This is a genomic window from Pseudomonas sp. LBUM1649 (assembly GCF_059716155.1).
In genome coordinates this window covers 3,212,178-3,237,229 of record NZ_CP166807.1, presented here as the reverse complement: position 1 = coordinate 3,237,229, position 25,052 = coordinate 3,212,178, and the positions used below count along the sequence as shown (strand labels likewise).

The 25,052-nt window shown below is 58.4% G+C and carries 22 protein-coding genes and 3 pseudogenes; 8 read left to right on the top strand and 17 right to left on the bottom strand.

What is annotated here, in order from left to right:
• Positions 1-6 precede the first annotated feature (6 nt).
• Both ACA058_RS15005 and ACA058_RS15000 read right to left on the bottom strand, forming a co-directional pair.
• Positions 7-174 (bottom strand): annotated as a pseudogene (locus ACA058_RS15005) (DUF1329 domain-containing protein); the annotation flags it as partial.
• Positions 175-225: 51 nt separating this feature from the next.
• Positions 226-744: pseudogene (locus tag ACA058_RS15000) on the bottom strand (AraC family transcriptional regulator ligand-binding domain-containing protein); the annotation flags it as partial.
• A gap of 220 nt (positions 745-964) precedes the next feature.
• Between ACA058_RS15000 and ACA058_RS14995 the strand changes: the two are divergent.
• The 5 genes from ACA058_RS14995 to ACA058_RS14975 all read left to right on the top strand — a co-directional run bounded on the left by ACA058_RS14995 (position 965) and on the right by ACA058_RS14975 (position 8,753).
• The gene (locus ACA058_RS14995) at positions 965-2,407 is read left to right on the top strand and encodes an arylsulfatase (protein ID WP_497639766.1); all 1,443 of its coding nucleotides are present in this window, start codon (positions 965-967) and stop codon (positions 2,405-2,407) included.
• A gap of 257 nt (positions 2,408-2,664) precedes the next feature.
• Positions 2,665-4,467 (top strand): acyl-CoA dehydrogenase, encoded by a 1,803-nt coding sequence (locus ACA058_RS14990; protein WP_497639765.1) that lies wholly within the window; start codon positions 2,665-2,667, stop codon positions 4,465-4,467.
• Between the two features lie 144 nt (positions 4,468-4,611).
• On the top strand, positions 4,612-6,723 hold the full coding sequence (locus ACA058_RS14985; RefSeq protein ID WP_497639764.1) for a 3-hydroxyacyl-CoA dehydrogenase NAD-binding domain-containing protein: 2,112 nt from the start codon (positions 4,612-4,614) through the stop codon (positions 6,721-6,723).
• A gap of 69 nt (positions 6,724-6,792) precedes the next feature.
• Positions 6,793-7,977: an acetyl-CoA C-acyltransferase gene (locus tag ACA058_RS14980; RefSeq protein ID WP_497639763.1), complete on the top strand. Its 1,185-nt coding sequence runs from the start codon at positions 6,793-6,795 to the stop codon at positions 7,975-7,977.
• Positions 7,977-8,753 (top strand): SDR family NAD(P)-dependent oxidoreductase, encoded by a 777-nt coding sequence (locus ACA058_RS14975; protein WP_497639762.1) that lies wholly within the window; start codon positions 7,977-7,979, stop codon positions 8,751-8,753. Before ACA058_RS14980 ends, ACA058_RS14975 begins: the two co-directional genes overlap by 1 nt.
• A 268-nt stretch (positions 8,754-9,021) precedes the next feature.
• Here ACA058_RS14975 and ACA058_RS14970 read toward each other — a convergent pair whose 3' ends face one another.
• Positions 9,022-9,885: an MBL fold metallo-hydrolase gene (locus ACA058_RS14970; protein ID WP_497639761.1), complete on the bottom strand. Its 864-nt coding sequence runs from the start codon at positions 9,883-9,885 to the stop codon at positions 9,022-9,024.
• 203 nt (positions 9,886-10,088) lie between these two features.
• Here ACA058_RS14970 and ACA058_RS14965 point away from each other — a divergent pair.
• Positions 10,089-10,264: pseudogene (locus ACA058_RS14965) on the top strand (inorganic phosphate transporter); the annotation flags it as partial.
• Positions 10,265-10,325: 61 nt separating this feature from the next.
• Here ACA058_RS14965 and ACA058_RS14960 read toward each other — a convergent pair.
• Positions 10,326-10,790 (bottom strand): arsenate reductase ArsC, encoded by a 465-nt coding sequence (locus ACA058_RS14960; protein WP_497639760.1) that lies wholly within the window; start codon positions 10,788-10,790, stop codon positions 10,326-10,328.
• Positions 10,791-10,889: 99 nt separating this feature from the next.
• Positions 10,890-11,156: a ParA family protein gene (locus ACA058_RS14955; protein WP_497639759.1), complete on the bottom strand. Its 267-nt coding sequence runs from the start codon at positions 11,154-11,156 to the stop codon at positions 10,890-10,892.
• A 143-nt stretch (positions 11,157-11,299) separates the two neighbouring features.
• On the opposite strand from ACA058_RS14955, the gene ACA058_RS14950 reads away from it, so the two are divergent.
• Complete coding sequence (locus ACA058_RS14950; protein WP_497639758.1) at positions 11,300-13,033, top strand: AMP-binding protein; 1,734 nt, start codon at positions 11,300-11,302, stop codon at positions 13,031-13,033.
• A gap of 14 nt (positions 13,034-13,047) precedes the next feature.
• Here ACA058_RS14950 and ACA058_RS14945 read toward each other — a convergent pair whose 3' ends face one another.
• The 8 genes from ACA058_RS14945 to ACA058_RS14910 all read right to left on the bottom strand — a co-directional run bounded on the left by ACA058_RS14945 (position 13,048) and on the right by ACA058_RS14910 (position 20,635).
• Entirely contained in the window at positions 13,048-13,692 is a 645-nt protein-coding gene (locus ACA058_RS14945) for a Crp/Fnr family transcriptional regulator (protein WP_497639757.1), read from the bottom strand.
• Between the two features lie 234 nt (positions 13,693-13,926).
• Entirely contained in the window at positions 13,927-14,961 is a 1,035-nt protein-coding gene (locus tag ACA058_RS14940; protein WP_497639756.1) for a branched-chain amino acid ABC transporter permease, read from the bottom strand.
• Complete coding sequence (locus ACA058_RS14935; RefSeq protein WP_497639755.1) at positions 14,961-15,824, bottom strand: branched-chain amino acid ABC transporter permease; 864 nt, start codon at positions 15,822-15,824, stop codon at positions 14,961-14,963. The genes ACA058_RS14940 and ACA058_RS14935 overlap by 1 nt, the downstream gene beginning before the upstream one ends.
• Before the next feature lie 2 nt (positions 15,825-15,826).
• The gene (locus tag ACA058_RS14930) at positions 15,827-16,519 is read right to left on the bottom strand and encodes an ABC transporter ATP-binding protein (RefSeq protein WP_497639934.1); all 693 of its coding nucleotides are present in this window, start codon (positions 16,517-16,519) and stop codon (positions 15,827-15,829) included.
• A 21-nt stretch (positions 16,520-16,540) separates the two neighbouring features.
• Positions 16,541-17,266 (bottom strand): ABC transporter ATP-binding protein, encoded by a 726-nt coding sequence (locus ACA058_RS14925; protein WP_497639754.1) that lies wholly within the window; start codon positions 17,264-17,266, stop codon positions 16,541-16,543.
• 25 nt (positions 17,267-17,291) lie between these two features.
• Positions 17,292-18,602 carry an ABC transporter substrate-binding protein gene (locus tag ACA058_RS14920; protein ID WP_497639753.1) on the bottom strand — a complete coding sequence of 437 codons (1,311 nt, stop codon included), beginning with the start codon at positions 18,600-18,602 and terminating at the stop codon, positions 17,292-17,294.
• A gap of 105 nt (positions 18,603-18,707) precedes the next feature.
• On the bottom strand, positions 18,708-20,054 hold the full coding sequence (locus ACA058_RS14915) for an outer membrane beta-barrel protein (protein WP_497639752.1): 1,347 nt from the start codon (positions 20,052-20,054) through the stop codon (positions 18,708-18,710).
• 332 nt (positions 20,055-20,386) lie between these two features.
• Positions 20,387-20,635: a twin-arginine translocation signal domain-containing protein gene (locus ACA058_RS14910; protein ID WP_497639751.1), complete on the bottom strand. Its 249-nt coding sequence runs from the start codon at positions 20,633-20,635 to the stop codon at positions 20,387-20,389.
• Positions 20,636-21,183: 548 nt separating this feature from the next.
• On the opposite strand from ACA058_RS14910, the gene ACA058_RS14905 reads away from it, so the two are divergent.
• Entirely contained in the window at positions 21,184-21,588 is a 405-nt protein-coding gene (locus ACA058_RS14905) for a helix-turn-helix transcriptional regulator (RefSeq protein ID WP_497639750.1), read from the top strand.
• A 96-nt stretch (positions 21,589-21,684) separates the two neighbouring features.
• On the opposite strand, the gene ACA058_RS14900 is transcribed toward ACA058_RS14905, so the two are convergent.
• The 4 genes from ACA058_RS14900 to ACA058_RS14885 form a co-directional block, all read right to left on the bottom strand.
• The gene (locus tag ACA058_RS14900) at positions 21,685-22,632 is read right to left on the bottom strand and encodes an AraC family transcriptional regulator (RefSeq protein WP_497639749.1); all 948 of its coding nucleotides are present in this window, start codon (positions 22,630-22,632) and stop codon (positions 21,685-21,687) included.
• A gap of 134 nt (positions 22,633-22,766) precedes the next feature.
• Positions 22,767-23,330 (bottom strand): cysteine hydrolase family protein, encoded by a 564-nt coding sequence (locus tag ACA058_RS14895; protein WP_497639748.1) that lies wholly within the window; start codon positions 23,328-23,330, stop codon positions 22,767-22,769.
• 220 nt (positions 23,331-23,550) lie between these two features.
• Positions 23,551-24,171, bottom strand: coding sequence for a cysteine hydrolase family protein (locus tag ACA058_RS14890; protein WP_497639747.1), 621 nt, complete (start codon positions 24,169-24,171; stop codon positions 23,551-23,553).
• Positions 24,172-24,212: 41 nt separating this feature from the next.
• Positions 24,213-24,953 (bottom strand): hypothetical protein, encoded by a 741-nt coding sequence (locus tag ACA058_RS14885; RefSeq protein WP_497639746.1) that lies wholly within the window; start codon positions 24,951-24,953, stop codon positions 24,213-24,215.
• Positions 24,954-25,052 lie beyond the last annotated feature (99 nt).

The following is a 25,052-nucleotide window of genomic DNA, read 5'->3' as shown; positions in this document are numbered from 1 at the left end:
GTATTGCGGGAAGCTGTTCTGGTCATGAGTCTCGACAATGGTGTAGTCACCATTGACCTGCGGTACTGCCTGCACCGACCAGCGCTCGACGTTCTCACCGCGGAAACGGGTCACGTAGTTCCAGTAAACCTCGACGCCATTCTTGGGGATCGGGAAGGCGTAGTAACGCGAGTTTGGTTGATCAAAGCGTACCGGACACTCGAACGCCTGCCGATGCAACGTGATGTCTGCCGGTTGCGAATGGACAAAGTCGACCCGCACCGGCGAAAACCGCCCCACCGTGTACGCTCTCAATCGGGTGAACAGCACGGCCAGTGCGTATTCGGCATCCTGGCGGCGCTCGGTAATGCTGGGATCGGTCACGCGATAGCACATCTCCAGCAGATTGCCGCGCAACTGCCAGGTCAGCTCATTGGCCTGGGCGTGAACCACCATATAGCGACTGCCGAAATCCAGCATCGCGCGCACGGTCGGAGCGCTGCGTGCGGCATGCCCGAATCCCCCCAGCAGGCTATTTCCAGGTGTCCCTTCGAACAGGCCAAGCCCCAGGCGCAAGCCGAGATCGGGATCCGATTGCGCCGCAGTGATCTCCAGCAAAGCGTTGTACTGACTCAGCGGAATCACCGCGTCGGGACGCTCGAGCACTTCAGAAGACAGCCCTGCCAAACCCAGATACGGCCGGAACAAGTCGGCGTGATGCGGCAGCAAGGCTTCGGCGTAAACGGTGTAGTTCAAGCGGGACATCTTCGCTGCGCTCCTGGGGTTGCTCATCCACACCTGCATGGCCGGATGTGGGTCGTCAGCGACAATGCCATGATACGGCACAGATTGCACTGGCCTCGCAGCGCGTCCGGGCTCTGCCTCAAATGGCACACAAAGGCAAAACATTGGCACAGACAGGCAAGCGCAAAAAAGATGCAGGCATGACTGTGCTGCATATTTCTGCCGTCGCATTGGAGCTCCGATGAAAACCCGATTGCCCTGCCTGTTGTTGAGCCTGTTGCTAAGCCTCCCCTGCCTGGCCCAGCCCGCAAAACCCAACATCGTCCTGATCCTGATCGACAACCTCGGCTACGGGGAACTGGGCTCCTATGGCGGTGGGATTTTGCGCGGCGCCGAGACGCCACGCATCGATCAACTCGCCGCCGAGGGTGTGCGCCTGACCAACTTCAACGTCGAGCCCCAGTGCACGCCGTCACGTTCGGCGTTGATGACCGGCCGCTTTCCGATTCGCTCGGGGACTTCACGAGTAGCGAGTGGCGGCGCAGCGGATGGCCTGACGCTGTGGGAGGTCACACTGGCCGAATTGCTTTCCGGGCGCGGCTACGCCACCGGCATCTGGGGCAAGTGGCACTTGGGCAGCAGCGATGCGCGCCTGCCCACGCAACAGGGCTTCGATGAGTTCTATGGCGTGCCACGCACCTACGACGAAGCCATGTGGAGTCATGCCGACGACACCAATAGTCTGTGGCCGGCAATGGGCAGCAAGCAAGGCTGGGACGAGAACCTGGTACCGGCTCAATCCATCTACGAAGTCCGCCGGGATGAAGCACCGCGCAAGGTCAAGAAACTCGACCTCGCCAGTCGTCGCACGCTGGACGAGGAAATTGCCGATCGGGCAACGACATTTATCAAGCGCAATGCCGAAGCTGGCAAACCGTTCTTCGCCTTCGTCTCATTCTCTCTGATGCACATGCCCACCCAACCGAACCCGGCCTTCGCCGGCAAAACCGGGAATGGGTCCTGGGCAGACGCGCTGGCAGAGATGGATTTTCGCACGGGACAGCTTCTCGATGCCCTGAAGCAGGCTGGCGTCGCCGACAACACCTTGGTGATTTTCGCCAGTGACAACGGCGGCGAAGCTGTCCTGCCGTGGGTTGGCGCCAATGGCCCTTGGCGCGGCACCTACTTCACTGCCATGGAAGCGTCGCTGCGAGCGCCTTTCATCCTGCGCTGGCCGGGTCAGACGCCGTCCGGAAAAGTCAGCAACGAGATCGTCCATATCGTCGACCTGTACACCACGCTCGCCCACGTCGGCGGCGCGCAAATACCCACGGATCGTGCGGTAGATGGCGTGGATCAATCGGCCTTTCTCACCGGCAAACAGCAAAACTCGAATCGCGAAGGCTTCCCGGCCTACGTCACCGACCGGCTGTCGGCAGTCAAATGGCGCAACTGGAAGCTGCATTTCTTTCTACAGGACAGCATGTTCGATCCTGCTCTGCCGCTCTCGGCTCCGCGCTTGTACAACCTGCTGACCGACCTGCGCGAGGAGCAGAACGTGATCATCGAGAATTCCTGGGCGCTGCATCCGATGATGCGCATCGTGAGCGACTTCAAGGCCAGCCTCAAACAGTACCCGCCCATTGAGCCAGGTACGCCTGACCCGTACACCCCGCCAAAGTAATCATCACTGCGCCATCGATTGCCGGCTTGCCGGCGATGGCGTTGGTTCAGTCGATGCACCTGTCGACAGATCCACCGCCATCGCTGGCAAGTCGGGTCGCCGCATCGCAGGTTCTACAGGGCCCTTGCGCAGCATGTGCTCCGGCCTCCCCCAAAGGAGGGGGTAAATGCCCGGAGCACCTCTCTATCGTGGTCGCTTGTAACGGGCCACGAATCCTCCCATGGCCCCCCACTCGACACTGTCTGACGAGAGATGCCATGACTGACCTGCTGCTCAACGAGCGCGAATTGCGCTTCCAGCTTTACGAGCTGCTCGAGACCGAGGCGTTGCTGCAACGCCCGCGCTACGCCGAACATGATCGCGGCGTGTTCGACGCCTCTCTCACCACCGCCCGCCAGATCGCCGCTGAGCTGTTCGCCCCGCACAACCACAAGGGCGATGCCAACGAGCCGACCTTCGATGGCGAGCGCATTCACATGATTCCCGAGACCAAGGCCGCGTGGGATGCCTTTGCCCAGGCCGGCTTCCTGGCTGCGCACCACGATTTTGCCGATGGCGGCCTGCAACTGCCGGAAGTGGTGCTGCGCGCCTGCATGGCTTATTTCAATGCGGCCAACATCTCCACGGTTGCCTATTCCTTCTTGAGCATCGGCGCGACCAATCTGCTGAAGGCCTTTGCCAGTCCGGCGCTGCGCGAGTGTTTCCTGGCGCCCATGCTCGATGGTCGCTTCAGCGGCACCATGGCCCTCACTGAACCCGGCCAGGGTTCCGCGCTGGGCGACCTGCGCACCCTGGCACGCCCAGCCGAAAACGGCACTTACCGAATCTTCGGCCAGAAGATGTTCATCTCCGGTGGCGACCACGAACTGACCGATAACATCGTGCACATGGTGTTGGCGCGGATCGAAGGGGCGCCGGCCGGTACCAAGGGCATTTCGCTGTTTCTGGTGCCCAAGTTCCTGGTGAATGCCGATGGCAGCGTCGGTGCGCGCAACGACGTGGCCCTCGCCGGCCTGCTGCACAAGATGGGCAATCGCAACACCACATCCACCGTGCTCAGTTTCGGCGAACACGACGGTGCCGTGGGTTATCTGATCGGCGGGGCCCATCAGGGGCTGAGCTACATGTTCAAGATGATGAACGAGGCCCGTATCGGCGTCGGTCTGGGGGCCGCCAGTCTCGCCTATCAAAGCTACATTCACGCCCTGGACTACGCGCGTCAGCGTCCGCAGGGGCGCCTTCCCGGGCACAAGAATCCGGCAGCGCCCCAGGTGCGTATCGTCGAACATGCCGATGTGCGCAGGATGCTGCTGCAACAGAAGGTCTATGCCGAGGGCAGTCTGGCGCTGTGTCTGTACGCCAGCAGCCTCGTGGAAGATGCTCACACCGCCGCCACTTCGCTTGCGCGCAGCAACGCCGCCGAACTGCTCGACGTGCTGACGCCGGTGGTCAAGACCTGGCCTTCGCGCTACGGCCTGCTTGCGTCCGAGATTGGCGTTCAGGTCCTTGGCGGCGCCGGCTATACCCGCGAATACCCGCTGGAACAGTACTACCGCGACAACCGCCTGAACCCGATCCATGAAGGCACCGAAGGTATCCAGGCGATTGACCTGTTGGGTCGCAAACTGGGGCCGCGCGGGGGTGACGGTTATCGACTGTTCACCGCCGAAGTGCTTGCCACCCTGCTTGACGCCAACAGCGACGCGCACTGCGCGCCGCTCGCGGCACGGCTGGCCGAGGCATTGAGCATCCTCGAGCAAGTCACCGCCAGCCTGCAAGCACAAGTGGCGGCCGATGCCAATCTGGGCATGGCCAATGCCACGCCCTATCTGGATCTGTTTGGACGCGTGGTGGTCGGCTGGATCTGGTTGCGTCAGGCGTTGCTGGCCAGCCGGGCCCTGGGTTCGGGCGCCAGCGGAAGCGATACCGATTTCTATCAAGGCAAGTTGCAAGCCGCGCACTACTTCATGACCTGGGAACTGGCATCGCTGGAATCCCAGGGGCGTCTGCTCACCGATGCCAACCATGTCGCCTACTACATGCAGGACAGCTGGTTCTAACGCCCCCCCTGTAGGAGCGAGCATGCTCGCGATGGTCTTCAGGACGCCGCGTTCACCCAGGAACCCCGCGTTTTCGTTGACGACCATCGCGAGCATGCTCGCTCCTACAGAGGCCGTGATAACAATAAACTTCAGGAAAGCATCATGAACACACTGGTCACCTACCACGTCGAAGACAATCTCGCACTGATCGGCCTGGCATCAAAGCCCGTCAACGCCCTCGGGCAACCCTTGCGCGCGGCCATTCTCGAAGCCTGTGTCCGCGCCGCCAGCGATCCGTCGGTATCGGCGATCATTCTGCACGGAGAAAACGGCTTGTTCTGCGCCGGTGCCGATATCAGCGAATTCGGCCTCGACGCCTCCTTTGCGGCCCCCTCTTTGCCCGACCTGCTGATGCGCCTGACCGAGATCGACAAGCCACTGATTGCCAGCATCGACCGTTTCGCCCTCGGTGGCGGACTGGAACTGGTGCTGGCCTGCGGTTACCGCATCAGCGCTGCCAACAGCCGTCTCGGCCTGCCGGAAATCAACCTGGGCCTGTTGCCCGGTGCGGGCGGGACCCAGCGTTTGCCCCGACTGATCGGGGCCGAACCGGCACTCGACATGATGATGTCCGGCCAGCCTGTCAGCGCCGGCCGTGCCCTTGATCTCGGTTTGATCGACCGCTTGCTCGGCGAAGGTGACTGCCTACTCGATGGCGCACGCACCTTCGCCCGTGAACTGATCCGCGAAGGCGCACAGGCGCGCCCAGCAGAACGTCACGCCAATCCGGCCGCCGCCCTGCCCGATGACTATTTCACTCGCTATCGCGCCAGCCACGAACCGCGCTGGAAAAACCGCCTGGCACCTCGACTGGTGCTGGCGGCGGTCGAATCGGCCTGCGTGCTGCCGCTGTACGCCGGACTGCAGCGCGAACTCGCCCTGTTCAAGGAAGCCGAAGCCTCGGCGCAATCCCAGGCCCTGCGTCATGTGTTTTTTGCCGAACGTGAGGCCGGCAAAGTGGCCGGTGTCAGCGCCGCCACAGCTCTGCGTCCGATCGCGAGGGTTGCGGTGATCGGCGCGGGCACCATGGGCGGTGGCATCGCCATGAACTTCGCCAACGTGGGCATTGCGGTCACGCTGCTGGAACTCAAGCCCGACGCGCTTGAGCGTGGGCTGGGGCAAATCCGCAACAGCTACGAGATCAGTCTGCAGCGCGGCAAGTTGAGCCAGGGCGAACTCGACCAGCGCATGGCCTTGCTGACCGGCACCCTCGACTATGCCGACATTGCCCAGTGCGACCTGGTGATCGAGGCGGTGTTTGAAAGCCTGCCGATCAAACAGCAGGTATTCCGCACCCTGGATGAGGTGTGCAAGCCAGGCGCCATTCTGGCTAGCAACACCTCCTCGCTCGATGTCGATCAGATCGCGGCGGTCACGCGTCGCCCGCAAGATGTCATCGGCCTGCACTTTTTCAGTCCGGCCAATGTGATGCGTTTGCTCGAAGTGGTTCGCGGCAAACTCACCGCGCCCGAGGTGCTGGCGACGACGCTGAAACTGGGCAAGACGATTGGAAAAATTCCGGTGGTGTCTGGCGTGTGCTTCGGCTTCATCGGCAATCGCATGCTCGAACCCTACTCCCGCGAGGCCCATCGCCTGGTATTGGAGGGCGCTGCTCCAGCGCAGATCGACCAGGTGCTGACTGACCTGGGCCTGGCCATGGGGGTGATGGCGATGCACGACCTGGCCGGGATCGACGTCAGCTTCCTGGTGCGCGAATCCCGTCGTGAAGCGATTGCCCATGATCCGAGCTATTGCCGGATCGCCGATGAGCTCAACGCCCTCGGTCGCTTCGGCCAGAAGACCAAGCGTGGCGCGTACATCTACGAGGGCCGCGAGCGCAAGGAAGACTTCGAGGTCATCACGCTGGCAGAACGCATCGCCGGTGAACTGGACATCCCGCGCCGGCCGATCACCACCGAGGAAATTCATGATCGCTGCCTGTTCATGCTGATCAATGAAGGCATCCAGTTGCTCGACGAAGGCATCGCCGAACGCGCGGGCGATATCGACCTGGTCTGGATCAACGGCTACGGCTTCCCGGCCTGGCTCGGCGGGCCGATGCACTATGCCGAGCAGATCGGCCTGGACAATGTGCTGGCCGGCATTCGCCATTATCGCAAGGCCCTCGGCGAGTACGGCGAGATGTGGTTCCACCCTGCCCCGTTGCTGGAGCGACTGGTCGCTGCCGGCAAGACCCGCATCGAACGAATCTGAATCTGACCTGACCTGACCTGACCGGCCTCATTAGTGGGGCCGAGTTTCCCATCGAACAGGAACAATGCAATGAAAGAAGCCGTAATCCTCTCCACCGCCCGCACGCCGATCGGCAAGGCGTTTCGCGGTGCCTTCAACGTCACCACTTCCCCGACCATGGCCAGTTTCGCGATTCGCGCCGCCGTCGAGCGCGCCGGTATCGAGGCCGGTGAAATCGAAGACCTGGTGATGGGCACCGGCATGCCCGCCGGCACTGCCGGATGGAACCTGGGGCGCATGAGCGCGTTGGCCGCGGGCCTGCCGCTGAGCGTCAGCGGCCAGACGTTAGACCGCCAGTGCGCTTCGGGCCTGATGGCTATCGCCACTGCTGCCAAACAGATCATGGTCGACGGCATGCAGGTGACCGTCGGCGCGGGCCAGGAACACATCAGCCTGGTGCAAAACCGTCATATGGAATGGGTCGGTAGCCAGCACGACGAAAGCGTCCTGCGCAACGTGCCCCGCGCCTACATGCCAATGCTGCAAACCGCCGAACTGGTCGCCAAGCGCTACGGGATCAGCCGCGAAGCGCAAGACCTCTACAGCCTGCAATCGCAACAGCGCACGGCCGCTGCGCAACGTGCAGGTTTGTTCAGCCACGAAATCGTGCCAGTCACGGTCACCAAACAGGTGGTGGACAAGGCCAGCGGTGTGGTCAGCCATGAACAGGTCAGCCTGAGTCTCGATGAAGGCAACCGCCCACAGACGATCCTTGAAGACCTGAGCAAACTCAAACCGGTGATCGAAGGTGGCTGTATCACCGCCGGCAACGCCAGCCAATTGTCCGATGGCGCCAGTGCCTGCGTGTTGATGGACGCGCGCCTGGCCGAACAGCGCAACCTGCAACCGCTGGGTTTGTATCGGGGCATCGCAGTGGCGGGTCTGGCGCCGGAAGAAATGGGCATTGGCCCGGTGCTGGCGGTGCCGAAACTGCTGAAGCAGCATGGGCTGAAAGTCGATGACATCGGGCTCTGGGAGCTCAACGAAGCCTTTGCCTGCCAGGTGATTTACTGCCGCGACAAACTGGGTATCGATAACGACAGGCTCAATGTCAACGGCGGCGCGATTTCCATCGGCCACCCGTATGGCATGAGCGGTTCGCGCATGGTCGGTCATGCCTTGCTGGAGGGTAAACGCCGTGGGGTTAAATACGTGGTAGTGACCATGTGCGTCGGTGGTGGCATGGGTGCAGCCGGCTTGTTCGAGGTGTTGTGATGGACGTTTTCAATAGTTTTTCTTTGGTGGGCAAGACGGTGTTGATCACCGGCGCGTCCAGCGGTATCGGTGCTCATCTGGCGCGCGTGGCCAGCGCTGCGGGTGCGCGCGTGGTGCTGGGCGCGCGGCGTGTCGAGCGCTTGCAGCAGCTCGCTAACGATATTCGCGAGGCCGGTGGCGAAGCGCTTGCCGTGGCTTTGGACGTTACGGATCGGGACAGTGTCGAAACCGCGTTTGATGCGGCCGAGGCTGCTTTCGGTGTGGTGAACGTGGTGCTTAACAATGCCGGTATCGGCAATGGCCAGCGAGTCTTGGAGATAAGCGAGGCCGATTGGCGCGCGATGCTGTCGACCAACCTCGATGGCGTATGGCGCGTTGCCCAGTGTGCGGCGCAACGTCTCGCAAAGGCGCAGCGGCCCGGCAGCATCGTCAACATCGCCTCGATGCTCGGCTTGCGCGTGGGTACCGGCTACAGCCACTACTGCGCGGCGAAGGCCGGCGTGGTGCAACTGAGTAAATCGCTGGCCCTGGAGCTGGCGCGCTACCAGATCCGCGTCAATGCGATTGCGCCGGGTTACTTCAAGACTGAAATGAACGACGCCTATTTCGACAGCGACAAAGGCCAGTCCTACATACGCGACACCGTACCCATGCGGCGACTGGGAAGCCTGCAGGAACTGGAAGGCCCGTTCCTGCTCCTGGCAAGCGAGGCCGGTGCCTTCATGACCGGTGCGGTGCTGGCTGTCGACGGTGGCCATCTGGTCGGCAGTTTGTAGGAGCGAGCTTGCTCGCGAAAAACTTCAGAACAACGAGGTGATTCAGGCTGCCCGCGTCATCGTTGACCACCATCGCGAGCAGGCTCGCTCCTACAAGGGATCTCTGGCGGCCGCAGATCTGGCGTTCGCTGAAGATCAAAACTGTAGGAGCGAGCTTGCTCGCGAAAAACTTGAGATCACCGATGGCATTCAGGCTGCCTGCGTCATCGTTGACCGCCATCGTCGGAACGCCGCCCGGAGCAAGCTCGCTCCTACAGGGGAGAACCGATCAAAACTCGAAACGGCTCAACGCTGCGTGCTGATCATACGGCTGGTAACGCGAATGCCGATCACGCGTGATCTTGATCATCGCGATCTCGGGATCACTGGAGAACACCAGACGACCACCACTGGCCACCAGGTGGTCCAGTAGCCGTTCTTTCTCGCCAACCAGACCTTCCGGATTGCGATCGTTGGCCGTCGTCACATCCAGGCGCAACCAGTGAGTACCGGGAATCAGGTCGCCGGCAAACACTACTGGCCCGCCCGGCATGGTGATTTCCGGGATCAATTGCCCGGGGGTGTAACCATCGCTGTAGTGGAACTGCCAGCCGTCGCCCAGCTTGTTGCATCGAGCACCATCGACCAGCACCAGGCGACTACTGCCTTCTAGCCTGCGCACGATCTGCCGGACGAACAAAGCGCGATCATGGGGATGGTTGTGAAGAGCACGGGACCAGTGGCGCTCGCCGGTAATGTAATGCGCAGCAGGAAACAGCAAGCGCGGTGTATTGCCGTCATCGATCGCTGCACTCAGTTCTGGAGACAGTTGCGCATGCAAGTGAGTCAGCACCACCGCGCTAATGTCGCCTTCAGCGAGACCCTGTTGCGCCAGGCTGTCCAGCAATCCCGATGGTTGTTTCTGGCAGCTACAGGTCCGTCGCAGCGGCGCAAGCAAGGCGCTGGCACCCGCCAGGACCAGGATATTTGTTCCCCCTTGCTGCACCAACAGGCCTCGCGAGGCAAGGTCCACCAGGTTGTCCTGGTCAGGTTTGATCCAGTCAGCCCACAACTGCCGCGGCGTATTGCCGAACATCACTCCACCATCAAGCTTGCGACTACTACCGGCCAGAGTGGATAAACAACGGTTCACAACAGACACCTCTTAGAATTCGCCCCACCTTTGCAGAACGTGCGGGTTTTATGAGGTCTGCAGGTTAATCCTCCTTCACGTCCTCGCCCCCCACCCGAGTGGAGTGGGTCGAGAGCGTTCCACGCTGAAACGTAATCACTCCAACAGACTAATTCTTCGACTCTACGGAGGGTGGTGTCCAGGAACCGTCCACGACTGCCGTCTATAGCCTGATGCAGGACATGCACGAAATTGCCACCGTGGTCACCACCTGGACACCGTTTCTTCTGCTGTGCGTGGCGCGGCTGATTGCATCGGGCTTTGAGTTCGGTTGCCGCCGAACTTCGCGCTAGCCTGGTCGGTTTTCTTCAACTTCCTATGGGGTGCTGCTGCCGTTGGGCGGAAGCTTAAATTTAAGGCTCATTAACACGAGACATTACGCTGAATACGTAAAGTGGAAGTCAAATCGGCTCATCACTTTCCGCAGAGGAGTGTGCTGAGAGCTTTGAGCCGCCCTTCCTGGTCTTCACCATTACGAACATCTTGATGCGGTCATGAATTTCCTGGAGTGCGTGACGAAAAGGCTCATGCCGCTCACTGGCCGTTGGGTCTTCAAAATTCCACACGATCATCTCGCCGGAGGTCGGCATTCGCAATGCTTCCTCGGAAGACTTGTCACACAGCGTGATGACGTAGTGAAACTCCTGCCCTTCAAACTCATCGATCGATTTGCTACGCAGACCTTTGGTCTCTATGCCTATGTGTTCGAGAGACTCCAGGGTTCGAGGATCAACCAGACCTGGCTCGACGCCTGCACTGAAAGCTTCGAAGTCTGATGAGTCGGAATGGCGAAGCAGCGCTTCGGCCAACACGGAACGGACATCATTTTTGGCGCAGACAAACAGAACCCGTAATTTGTCAGCCATTCCTCTCCTCCCCGCTCGAACAGTGATCAGAGAAACCGTCATTGTTCAGTTAAGCAGCGTTTTTGATCGCCCGACTTCGAGTCGATGGAATGTACTATTTCAAAATTTTTCAGCGCCCGCACCATCCGTGGGCATTGCGGTAGCGGCAGGCAGGTCAGATTGAGCAGAGCTGATCCAGTTTGCTTCCTCCAATACATTCAAGAGATCAACGAACTGGCCTGTCTCGCAATCAAATGGAATCAACACCGAATCGGCCGCGATGAGCGCACTAAACGCATAGAAATTCATAGCGGGTGGCGTATCGATGTAAACGCGGTCGTAGTCTTGGGCAACCTCGTCCAGTAGCCGGCGCAATTTGTTGATCATGAATTTCGCTTCCAGCACCAGAGGATATTCACGAGGTTTGGTACTTCCTTTCAACTCGCTGAGGTTCTCTTAACAATTGTTAATGCCCTCCCCCACACGACCTGCCCAAAATCCGCAAAAACTACAATGAGCAGGAGTCCACCATGTCCAAGCCTCCCATTAGTGCAAAAACCGTATACGAACTCCTCCAGATTTCGGCCAAGACTCATCCTGACAAGCTCGCATTGAGCTACATCAACAGCCTGACACCGCTTGATACGCAGCACTTCAGTTACACCGATCTTTTGTGCAACGTGAACCGTGCGGCACGACTGATCCTGGATCTCGCGGGCCGCCGCAAGCCTGTGGTTTCTCTGCTACTGGCAAACATTCCGCAGAGCCAGTACCTGCTCTGGGCCGCCGCCAGCGTTGGCATCGCCAACCCGCTCAACCCGCTGCTCAACGAGGATGCCCTGTACAACCTGATGCTAGAGGCGAAAACCGACTTGATCTTCGTGCTCGGCCCACTACCAGGCACTGATCTTTGGCAAAAGGCCCTCAGCGTAGCCCAGCGTTTGCCCCACAAGCCCAAGTGCGTATCCGTGATGGCGAAGGCTGGAGAGTACTGGTTTGATGAGTTACTCACGCTGTACCACGACTCGGAACTGGAGACCCCGTTGTTGCCGCGAGCCGATGACATCGCCGCTTACTTCCATACTGGCGGCACTACAGGGGTGCCTAAACTGGCCTGCCACACTCATGCCAATCAAGTTGCGGCAGCCCTCGCCTACGTGCGTTGCATGGCAACCAGCGCCAACGATGTTGCGCTTAATGGTCTGCCGATCTTCCACGTCGCCGGGGCCTTGGTAAACAGTTTGGGAGGATTCGCCAGTGGTTTGCAGATGTTGCTGCCAACGCTCGCAGGCTTCCGTAATCCCGAAGTGATCCGTCTGCACTGGCAATTGGTCGAGGCGTTTGGTATTACCATCAGCGGCGGTATCCCGACCTCGGTTGCGGCGATGCTTGAAGTGCCCCTTGATGGCCATGACATCAGCTCGCTGCGCTTTATGCTCTCTGGCGGCGCACCGGTGCCCGCAGCGCTTTGCGAACAAGTTCGTACGGTTACCGGGCTTAATCTGTACCAGGCCTACGGCATGACCGAATGCGCTGGCATCATTGCCCTGCCGAATCTTGAGCGACCTTCGATTCCAGGTAGTGCGGGACATGTCAGTGGTGAGGTGCAAGTGCGGATTGCCAATAGCGGTGAGATCTGCGTTCAAGGCCCGACGGTTTTCCCGGGTTACCTGGGACAGACTCCTGCCCCTTTTGAAGACGGCTGGCTACGCACTGGCGACTTGGGGCATATGGACGAGCTGGGCAACTTGTTCATCACCGGCCGCGCCAAGGATCTGATTATCCGCAGCGGCCACAATATCGACCCCGCTTTGATCGAGAGCTGCCTGGAGTCTCACCCAGCGGTGTCGCTAGCTGCAGCGGTAGGCATGCCCGATGAGTATGCTGGCGAGCTGCCAGTGGCTTTCGTGCAGTTGCATCATGGAAGCCATGTCAGCATTGACGATCTGCAGCTCCACGCCATCACGCACATCGCTGAGCGCCCTGCCTGCCCGAAGCGGATTTTCCTGGTTGAAGCCCTCCCAGTCACAGCAGTCGGAAAAATCTTCAAGCAACGCCTGCGGGAGCTCGCGGCGTCCTACGCCTTTAGCGAACGCATTGCGCCGCGTTGCGCAAAGCTCGTCGTCGAGGTAAACCATCAGGCCGATGGCAGTTTGCTCGTCAATCTCGACGCAGTGCCACTCGAACATATGAAGTGGTGCGCCGTACAAGCCGAGCGGCTGGACTTGCGCGTTCAGATGCCGAAGGGCGAAACCTGTGATTGATTATGACTACTGAATCAAGCGCCGAGCTTGGACTTGATCCGCGAAAATGACACCGGATCCATGCTCAGATAACTGGCCAGCTGGTACTGCGGTACCCGCTGCAGTAACCAAGCTTCGTGCTCTAGCAACCAGCGATAGCGCTCCTCACTGTTGCAGGTAAGGAGCAGCGCCTCACGGGATTCGTTGCGTAGCATGATTTCCCTGGTGGCCTTGTCGACAAACCCCTGCAACTGCGGGAAATGCTCACGCAGGCGGATTAGCGTATGCAGCGGCACAGCCACCAGCCAGCTGTGCTCCAGCGCCTCAATAGTGTAGGTGCAGGGTTGTTGCTTCAAGTAGGCGCTAAGCGAACCAATCACCTCTCCTTCATGGAAGAAAGCCTTATTGCGTTGCTTACCTTCTGGTGACGAATAGTAATAGCGGATCAGGCCGCAAAGGATTACAAAAAAGTGCGTAGGGGATTGGCCTGCGCGGATGATCGGCTGATCGCGAGTAAAGTACCGGAGTTCAAACACCTCCAGGAGATGCCCCCAGAGCTGCGGATCATTCACACCATACCGGTTGAAGACTGCCCTGAGCAGATCCAGTGCGTTTACATCTAGCGAGCTTTTCACAGTTAGCTTCACGCTCCCGGAGAGGTCATGGATTAAACCGCACATGTGAGATTCATTCTACGAGCCGAGTTACGGTTTCGACCAGCTTGTGACCTTCGTGTATCCCGTATCCTGTATCCCTTTCGCCAAACTCAATCATTAGTGTTTTCCCCGCCTTCGGAGGACACGGATACTCACCAACTACCGTCATTAGGATGCGCAACCGGGCCGCCTGACGTTCTTATAGGAATAGCGAGGTTAGCCTGTCGGCACCTCGCACTCCATATCCCTGACAACGTGCTACTTGCGGCTCTGGAGAGACAGCTGTCGTTGCATGGGGAAAACCTGCCAGCCCAGGCGTTCACTAATCAGGCCCCACACCCCTTGCGGAGCCTTGAGCATCATCACTACCGCGACCAAGCCCAGAATGATCATGTACACGGCGCCGAATTGGGCCAGGCATCCGCGCAACGCAAAATAGATCAGCGTGCCGATCAAAGGCCCCTCCAGGGTGCCGATGCCGCCGATGATAACAATGAAAATCACCACCGCCGTCCAGTCCTGCAGGTTGAATGCTGCATCCGGGGAAATCCTCAGCTTTTGTAGGAAGATCAGAGCCCCGACAACCCCGGTGCAACCGGCCGCCAGCACGTACACCATCAGCTTGGTTCGGAAGGTATTGACCCCCAGGCTGCCGGATGCAGCCTCCGAATCGCGGATCGAGGCCAAGGCCAGCCCCTGTCGCGACCGCAGCAAAAAGAACACCACTGCCATGGCACCGATAGCGATAGCCAGAGCGGTGAAGTAGATCAGCATCTCGCGCCCGTCCCGATCGTTGCCGATCTGTCGCACAATCGCTGCCGGCAGACTTTGCCCTGAACCTCCACCGAGACTGCTCATCTGCGCCAGTCCCAGGCGAAAGACTTCGGCCACGACCCAGGTGCCGATTGCAAAGTAGGCACCGCGCAGTCGAAACACGATCAACGCGGTGGGAATCGCCAGCAGTGCGACCAGCACGCCCGAGAGCAACACCGCGAACAAGGGCGGCACCCCCAGTTGCGTGGACAGCATGAACAATAGATAGCCGCCCAGGCCGACAAACGCTTGCTGCCCGACAGAGACCATGCCGGCGTAACCCGCCAACAGGTTCCACATTTGCGCCAGGGCCAGGTAATAGGCGAATTCCACCACCAGTCGCAGGCTTGCACGATCGGCCCAAAAAGGCGCGCTAATCAGTACCAGCACGCAGAGCCCCAGCAATGACAGCCCGACCTTGCTGCTGGTGGTCGTGCGTTGTACGCGCCAGGTAAGCGCAGGATTATTCAGGGCATTCATCAGTCGACACTCCGGGGAAACAGGCCACGCGGTCGCACGACCAGAATCAGCAGAAACACAAGGTGACCGGCAAGAATTTGCCAGCCGGGATCGATTTTTGCGCCCACCGCCTGGGCGATGCCGAGAATCACCCCGCCAGCGAGGGTGCCCCACAGGCTGCCGAGACCGCCGATGATCACCGCTTCAAACCCATACAACAGACGCGCCGGTCCCACGGTAGGGTCGAAGCTGGTACGAATCGCCAGAAACACCCCGGCGATCGACACCACTGCCATCGCCAGCGCCATGGCCAGACCGAAAATATGCGCGTTGTTGACGCCCATCAACCGTGCGGTCTGCTGGTCATCGGAGGTGGCTCGAAACGCCCGCCCCAATGCGGATTTGTAGAACAACAATTGCAGGCCACCGATAATCAGCAATGCGCTACCAAACACCATCAACGGCATGACGCCCACGCTCAGGCTACCGAAACCGACACTCGCGACTTCCAAATCACCCTGGGACAGCTTCTGACTGTCGGCGCTGAAGAACTCAAGCAGCACGTTCTGCACGATGATCGACAGGCCGAAGGTCACCAGCAACGGCGGCAGAATGTCCTGGCCGAGCGTTCGATTGAGCAGGCAGCGCTGCAGCAGGTAGCCAAAGCAGAACATCACCGGCACAACAATCATCAGGCTTGCCAGCGGACTGAAACCCAGGTGATTGACCACCACCAGCGCCAAGTACGATGCCAGCACGATGAAATCGCCATGGGCGATATTGACCAGGCGCATGATGCCGAACATCAGTGACAACCCCACCGCGAACATCGCGTAGAGTCCACCGAGCAACATGCCCTGAAGAAGCGTATTGAGCCATTCCATAACTAAACCCCGAAGTACGCGGCCTTGATTTGCGCTTTGTCGACGTCTCCAGGGCGGCCGGTCAGGGACACGCGCCCTTCCTGCAAGCAATAGAAACGGTCGCAGACACTTAGCGCCTGATTGATGTCCTGTTCGACGAGAATCACCGTGGTGCCGTCGGCCTTGATCGAGGGCAGCGCCGCGTAGATGTCCTTGATCGTTGTTGGTGCCAGGCCCAGGCTGATCTCGTCGCACAACAGCAAGTGCGGGTTGGCCATCAAGCCCCGGCCAATCGCAACCATTTGCTGCTGGCCGCCGGACAGCGCGGTTCCGGGACGCTTGCGCATTTTTTCCAGCACTGGAAACAGCTGATAGATCCGCGCCAAAGTCCAGGGGCCGGGCCGTTTGCTGTAGGCGCCAATCAGCAGATTTTCTTCGACCGTCAGCGACGCAAACAGCCTTCTGCCCTCCGGCACCAGAGCGATGCCACGCTCGATCACCTGGTTGGCCGCCAGGTCACCGATCGTCTGGCCCCTGAACGTGATGGCCCCCGGTCGGTTTTTGATCTGCCCCGCCAGCGAGCGCAGGAAAGTGGATTTTCCCGCGCCGTTGGAACCGATGATCGCCACCGTTTCACCCTGATCCAGTGTCAGGCTGATGTCGAAAAGTGCTTGAAAGTCGCCGTAGCCGGCGCAGAGTTTGTCGATGGACAGCAGGTTTGAATGCGTCGACATGGTTCAGCTCCCGATGCCCATGTAAATGTCCTGGACTCGCGGGTCGGCCATGACGCTGCGCGGCTCACCTTCGGCCAGTTTGGCGCCGAAGTTGATCACCGTCAGGCGACTGACCACCGCCAGCAAGGCGTGCACGATGTGTTCGATCCAAATGATGGCGACGCCGGCCTTGTGGATGCCCTGAATGGTTTCTACCAATGCCAGGCATTCCGGCTCGGTCAGCCCCCCGGCGATTTCATCGAGCAACAACAATCGAGGCTGGGTCGACAAGGCCCGGGCCATTTCCAGACGCTTGCGGTCGAGCAGGGTCAGCGAGCCGGCCAGGACGTTGGCCTTGCGCATCAAGCCCGTCAGTTCCAGCGTCTGCGCGCACCATTGGTTGGCTTCCTGGCCGCGCAACCGTGCGCCGAAGGTCGCGCCGACCAGCAAGTTCTCGAACACCGTCATTTTCACGAACGGATGCGGGATTTGATGGGAGCGACCAATGCCTTGTTGGCACCGCTTGAACACTGGCTCGCGAGTAACATTGCGTCCTTCGAAATAGATGGTGCCGCTGTCGGCCGCTACACCACCGGCAATCAGGTTGAACAGCGTGCTTTTACCCGCGCCGTTGGGGCCGATGATGCCCAAGGCTTCGCCCGGCTGCAGGGTCAGACTCATTGCGTCCGTGACCTTAACCGAGCCATAGCTTTTGTACACATCGTTCATTTGCAGAAGTGGCTGTTGCATGGTGCACCCGTGTCGGTTCGCGCTATCAATACCCAATGGCCTGCATTTCACCGCCCAGTGGAATAGTCGGAGCGTTGGCATTGTTGGTCACGACCAGGTCATATTTATTGTCATCGCCGAGGCGCCATTGGCCGCTGACCAAGGGCGTCTTAGCGACGTTTTTCACCGGCCCGCCGTTCCAGTTGATCGGCCCGACCACGGTGTTGAGGTTGGTCTTGAGCAATGCATCGCGCACAGCCTGAGAGTTACCGACTTCTTCTGTGCGCTGGAGGATATCCACCGCCAGTTCGAACAGGGCGTGCACAAAACCCAGCGGTTGCGTCCACTGCTTACCGGTGGCCTGAGTGAACCCCTGGGCGAGTTGCCCGGCGCTGGCGCCGGTCAATGACGAACTGAATGGGTGGGTGGGGCTCCACCAGATTTCGGTCGACAAGTTATTGCCGGCCTTGCCCAATGCTTCGACCGCCGTGGGAAACAGCAACGCCTTACCCACCGACACCGCTTTGGGCTTGAAGCCCTGCTGGCGAGCCTGAGTCCAGAACGTGGTCAGATCCGGAGGAATGACGACGCCTGTGACGATTTCGACATCAGCCTTTTTGAACGCAGCGATCTGTGCAGAGAAGTCATCGGTCAGGCTCTGAAACCGACCGGGGTCGACCAATTGGAAACCCTTTTGCGCCAGCACCGGTGGAAAACCGAGTTTCGGATCACCCCAGGCATTGCCGTCGCCATCATTGGGAAACAGGCCGCCGACCACCTTGTTCGACGGCATGGCGCCCCACATGGAGGAGTAAGTGCCGATCACATCCTCCAAGCCCCAAAAAAAGTGATACGTCCACTCAAAACCTTGGTCAGGCTTGCCACCCCGCGTAAAGAACCAAGGCTGCCAGGGCGCCACGGTGGAAATGCACGGGATCTCGTTGATTTCGCATTGGTCGGAAACGGGGTTGGTGGTTTCAGGTGTCGAAGACACCAGCATCAGGTCGACCTGATCAGACAGGATCAGCTCGCTCGCTACCTCCGCCGCGCGGTTGGGGTTGGATTGGCTGTCCTTGACGATGACTTCCAAGCGGTACGCCTTGCCGGCCACATTGATCGTGTTCTTCAGTGTTTGCTTGAGCGAGTCGATGATGTAGCTATCGGCCGCCGCAAAGGGCGCCAACGGCCCAGTCTGCGGACTGACGTAGCCGAGCTTGATCACCCGCTCACTGCCCAAGGCGAAGTTGAACGGCATGCTCGCCAGTGCCACACCACCGGCAGCCACGCCGGTACTGCGCAGGAAATCACGGCGCGAAAAGTCGCGACCAAACAGGTTTTTATCGTTGTTGTCTGTCATGTAGTACTCCGATGCGGCTGCATGCCGGCAAAGTCTGGGCGGACAAGGTCGCAACGTGAGGGCCAGGCATCACGCAGCGTCAGGTGCTATGCGCAAGTGGGCGGTTTAGAAAAAGAAACTGACGTCCAAGGACGCGACCAGCTGAGAATCTTTTTGCCCATCGGCATAAGCATCGCGACCGGGGCCAGAATGGATGTCGTAGCGCAATTCCGGGCGCAGGCGCACATTGGGGGTCGGCGTCCAGGCCAGGTTGGTAGTGACACCGTAAAAACTGCCCCACGTCGGATCGGGAATCCCGGTCTGCGAGTCGATGTTGGCCATCATCACGTGAACAGGAGCATCGGTGTAGAACCACTCGGCGCGACTGTTCCACATCAGGTTTTCGCTGATTCGGTGATACCAGTTGATGTCCGTGCCATACCAGGTGGCATCGTTTTTATTGGCGAACCCGGCGAAAGCGCCCTGCTCTTGCGTACCGTAGTTCAGCTCCAGCGCCACGCGGTTGTTCGGGTCTAGTACTTGCGACAGCGTCAGGTAAGATGCCAGGCGCTTGTAATCGTCATCCTTGGTGCCGGCTGGTAGCGGCGAGCCACAACTGCATTCGGCGAAGCTGTCGCCGGCGCCGTTACCGTAGATGTTTTCCCAGTCGATCCAAGTGCTGAAGTCCGCTGACCGCCAGCGTACGTTGGCGATGACATCCGGGTCATGGTTGGGGTCTTGCAGGTTGTTCCAGCCCTGCACCACACCTAACTCGAAGCCGAGCATGCTTTCCCCAGGCGCCGATGGGAGCTTGAACGAGTACAGCGCACCGGCATGCTTGGCAGGGCCATGCATGAAGGAATAGGTGTGTGAGTAGAAGTCACTGGGTGCCGGTGATGGCAAGGCGAAGCCGATTTCATTTTCCAGCGGCGTGTGGAAAATCCCGATCATCAAATCCGAACCGCCGAGCACCGGGAAGTAGAAGTCGACATACGCCTGAGCAACGGTTAACGCTTCGTCTTGCGCCTTGTTGTCGCGATTGGCACTCAAGTCTTCGTCCCAGCCATAAGTCTTGAAGAAGCGCGCATCCTTGCCGTACAACGCCGTGACGTTGAACCCCCAGTCAGCCTCTTGCGGCATCGGCCCGGGGAACGGCCCCACACGACCAATCACATTGCTCCTGGCTTTTTTCTCCACAGCCAGGGCGAATTGGTTGAGATTCACGCCTTCGTCGGTATTGAAAAAGCTTTGTTTGCTGACGTCATCCGTTCCGTTGTTGTTGTAGATCACACCTGCCTGGCCCCAACCGTAGATCTTGATGCCATGCTCACGCTCAAGGCTGTCGCCAAACACGCCGCGCACCAGCGAGCCCATCGGGTCGTCCGCTGCGTGAGCCATTGAGGGAATCAAAACGTCGGTACCTAGAACGGGGGCGAACAGGGTTGCTGCGCAAACCCATGCACGAATACTCATACCTGCCTTCCTTATTTTTATTAGGAGCCAACCCCCTGGAGGGCATAGTCCGGAAGCAAGGTATGACGTTGAAGTGTCAGTCTTGATGAGCCTTGGCTTGGGCTCCACCCGATCTTTGGCGGATCGTAGTGCTCGGCGTAATGAAGGCTACAAGCCCCCCACGAGACCAACAATTCCATTCTCGGCGACTTCAGTGTTTGCGTATTCAGAACAATCTGGCATGTCAAAGCTAAAAAGTTGCATCCCCGTCTGCGCACAGCCAATCATGCGCAGCAATTTGCTGGCTTGGGCTCGAATGGCCGGTGGCAACTCCAACGAACAAAACGGGACGCCTACTCCTTTCGTGACCAGCACATCACTTTCACAGAGTCATACAACTCGCGACTGATGGGGCAGTAGACATTTTCGAACAGCTGGCTCACATCCCGCACTCCTTGGGATGTATTTTTTGACGAACCCGTTTCAGCAGGTTGGGTAGCCGCCTGACTAAAGCTTGGAAGCAACGCACCGACAGCAACCACCGCCCCACCTTTAATGAGATTACGGCGGCTTTGATCAATATCGGGCTTTCGAGTTTTCATGTTGCCCTCGACCAAAAAATGAACTGCTCATAGGAAGCTACAAGCTCACTGAATGGCTGCTTACGAAACTCAATTTTCAAGGAGGCTTCTTCAAAGTCTCAGATGCATCGAGCTGCGGAATCTCAAAGCTAACCAGGTTCCACCGAGTGAGCTCTTCTTCAGGGTTGCGCCCCCCCCTTCAGGCAGATTCGCAAATGATTTCACCTGCCCGTAGACCACATCCAGCTCCGCCAACGGCAAACCAGCTGGTAACAGGGACAAAGCGAATACCACGTATAACGCGGCGCCTGCTCAATTCTGACACTCCCATCTCTGTGGGTTGGACTAACTATCAATGGTACTTTCTTGATGGTATAGGCCCAGCATGCACGCGTCGGACGGTGCCCAGCCACGTAAAATCGGCAAGATAAAAAATCACAAGAAACTTTTGGCTTTTTAAGGAACAAATCTAAGCGAATTTGCCTGTTTTACGTAGTGCAGCATTGAGGATGGCGCGAAGATAGTTCAATCAGAATCCAGGTAGGTTGCCAGATGAAATGGAAAATCCCATGGCTCCCCTCCATTCAAAGATCCCACCTCTAAATGAGCGTGTTGGCTGGCAACAATTGAAGCGTCAAGCCAACATCACCAAAGTTTTGGATGTACTGCAGCACTACGGTGACCAGCCAATTCGCCTGGAGGAACTTCGCAGCAAAGCAGGCGTGAGCGAGCGGACATTACGCTCAATATTCAAGGAGATATTTGGTGTCGGGCCCAATCGTTACATGATGATTCGCCGACTGCATATGGTTCGAGCAGCATTGTCGATTGCTAACACGAGCACAGAATCCGTCAGCCACATCGCATTACGATTCGGGTTTACCGACAGCGGTCGTATGGCCTCCCAATACCACACGCTGTTCGGTGAGTATCCGAGCAAAACCTTGATGAGAGCACGGGTGTTATCCACCTGACAAAAACAGGATTCTATGAATCCGTCCTGAATCGTTACCTATCAGCCCGGCATGAGCCGAATTAAACGACAACTCTAAAACGATGCCCAGTGCTGACTACGCATGACCCAACGCTTTCGCAGCTCTTAATGTCTGCGCTGGCAATACACCAAAATATTGGCGGTAGAGGCTCGCTAACCGGCCGACGTCCCAGACTCCAAATCGCGCGCAGATGCTGGTGATTGTATCCTCAGTGCCGGCGTGACGAATTGCATCGCGGATCGCATGTAAGCGTCGAATCATCAAATATCGATGAGGGCTCATCCCGAGATATTCGTTAAAGATGTTGCGAACGGTTCGTTCAGAAGCGCATGTAGCGTGACAGATATCTTCGATCTGGACGGATTGGATTTCCATCACCTCAACCAATCCTAATGCGCGCCTGAGTATCTCTTTATGATTGCGATTGTGCCGAGGGGAGATAACTAATGGGTCAACAGACATTAAAATGCGGAATACCACATCCATCACCTCCGAGCGCGCAGCAAGCTCCGTAGTTTCGCTGTGTAGAGCGTCAGGGGTATGGGCATCAATATGGAAAAGCCGGCGTGCCAGCCAGATCAGTGGGCCAGGGTTGCGCTGAACAGCACCGACAATATTGCGATGCAGCACCGCAAAATCGAATTCATCTTCGCGCACTGATGCCCAGCGCAACACTAATTCGCAGGACATTGCGACCGTCAGCCAACTCGCCGGACTCTTCGCGTTGATATGGAACATGGCGTTGGGCACCATCCACCCGATTCGTCGGCGGTTGAACGAATGGCCGTCGACCACCGTGGATTCGTGCCCTGTCAGTGGCACGAAAATATTGAAATAACCTGGCAGGCCGATTCCCGTGTACACCGTGCCGGCGCCCTCTCGGCCGGTCATCAATGCCACGCCGTTCAAGTCGACCACATTGAGTTGCCAGTCGCGCTGCTGCCGCGTGCGCAGCACGTATCGCCCCTGCACGCCATACAACGCTTCTTCGAACTCATCGAAATCCGAGCAGATCAGTTGCATCGACGCACCTCACTGATCCCGAACAGTAAAAAGAAGCCTCCGTGCCAGATCAGTCCAGGTCATCAGCGTAGTCCACAAAAGCGGCAGGCAAATGGACGGCTTCGGCCGTCCATCTGCCCAGCCTGTGTAACGGATCAACGGCTCAGGTACTCAGAGGTGGAAATGACCGGTGCGTAACCGAAGCTCAGCGCCGCCATAAACGCCGCATGCACGTGCTCAGCGGGAACCTTGACCCCGTTGAACTCAAGATCGAGCGTGGCGCAAGCGTCATGCAACACCGTGGTGGTATAACCAAAATCAACCGATGCGCGAGTCATGCCATCCACGCACATGTGACTCATGTTGCCGACGATAACGACCTCGTTGATCCCATGGCGGTCCAGGATGGATTTCAGTTCGGTCTCACGAAACGAATTGATGAAATGTTTGAGCACCACCGGCTCGTCATCACGGTTCTTCGCGCTGTCGTGTATCTGAGCGCCCTCGCTGCCAGGGCGGAAAAAGGGTGCATTTTCATCCTTGAATTCATGCCGGATATGTACCACGAGGTCTCCCCGCTCACGGAACCTGCCAATCACCCTTGCTGCTTGTGCAGCGGCGTCCTCGACGTGAGACAGCGACCACCTGCCGCCCGGAAAATAGTCGTTCTGGATATCAACGACCACCAACGCTTTTTTATTTGAGTCAGTACTGCTCATGACCACTCTCCCGATGACGTGACGCCAGATGGAGCGGGCTGACTCGATCAGGTGCCAAAGTCAGCCTGCGCGTTCAGAACGAGTTGTTGGTATCTTCACCTGTTGCAAAGAGCGTCAATGCCAGCGCTTTCGCAATACCTTCATATTGAGGTTGTCGATCACCGGCGCACCGGTACCATGGGTGAGTTTTTTATCGTTCATCAGGGTTACCTCTCAAGCATTAACCAAGCAATTCGAGAAGATCGCGAGTACTTACGATGACGTGCGCGTACGTAGGCCCATTGATGTCATGGGCGGCGATCATGGCCTCTTTGGAAAACGCTGCAGTGGCGTCCTTCACCAGCGTGACGTGATAACCCAGTTCCGCCGCAAACTTGCCGGTCGTTTCGATGCAGGTGTTAGCCAGCATGCCGACTATGATGACCGAATCGATTCCGTGCTGTTTGAGCTGAAAATCCAGATCCGTATTGGCAAATCCGCTGCCGCCCCAATGCTCCTGAACTACGACATCATTTGTCTGCGGCAGAAAATCCGGGTGCCACTCCCCTCCCCAGCTACCGACGGCGAACACCTGCGCTTTACCCGCGCCCAACTGATAAGGGCTTGGATGCTTCCATCCCTGGAAATCCTGTGGCGTGGCACGGTGATGCGGTACGTAGAAAATCTGAAGGCCCGCCTTGCGAACGGTCTCGACCACCCGGCGCAAATTATTCAGCGTGTCTACTTCGTCAGCCACCGCCTTAGCGAGACCTGCAAGCTTTCCACCATCGCTGAGAAAGTCGTTGTACGGATCCACTAACAACAAAGCGGTGCTTTTCTTGGGATAATTGACGTCACTCATTTACACCTCCCGACCACCGAAAAATCGGTGTGCGCTGCGACTCAGGGTTTGTCGTTGGCGTTCCAGGTGGCCGGCAAAGAAAGATCGCCCGACGCAACGTCCCAGACCGAACTGACGCACAGCAGAGGGTCGTGCAGATCAGCGTTGACCTTCAACCCTGCCGTGACACCGTCGTATTTGAAATTTTCAGGAAAACCGACAGCAGCCAACGGCACCTGGATCGTGACCGTGTCCTTGCCAACATTGAGCCCATAGCCTGGAGAGTCGATATAAAGCGGTACTCCGGGCCAGGTGGCTGGCATCTTAGGCTTCATGTCTTTGGGAATGTCGCGCACCTTCAGACCGCTTGGCCCACAACTGGCTTCTTTGCTCAAAACAACCCAATGGGAATGCCACAGGCCGCCATCGTTGTCCTTCTTGCCGTCGTTGTTTTCATCCAGTTGCGGAGTATCGTCGAAGTCCGGATGGGAAGTCAGTGCAAGCGCGAGGATGCCGGAGTTGGGCTCGAAGCCGACGGCATCGCTGTCCAGACTGGTTGGCCATACATAACTGTAAACATCAGAGCCCGCAAATTTGCCTGTAGGTGTTGGCGTGCTGCTACCCGCTGTACCGGCAACGACTTGTTGAAAGACAAGGTTATTGCCCTCGCGATAGATGTGCGTATGCACCAGGTCAAACGCGGCATCAACCTGGCTTCCGGCACTGTTAATCCCGCCAGGCTCATGCGCCAATAGTGGAATACTCATGACGGAAGATACGACCAAACACGATAGACGTTGCATGCCTACCCCCTGAGGGAATGAACAGCTCCTGGTCAATGGCTGAAGCAACGCCTTCCAAAAAAATGCAGACGACCATGGCATTGTTTTTTGCACTGATCT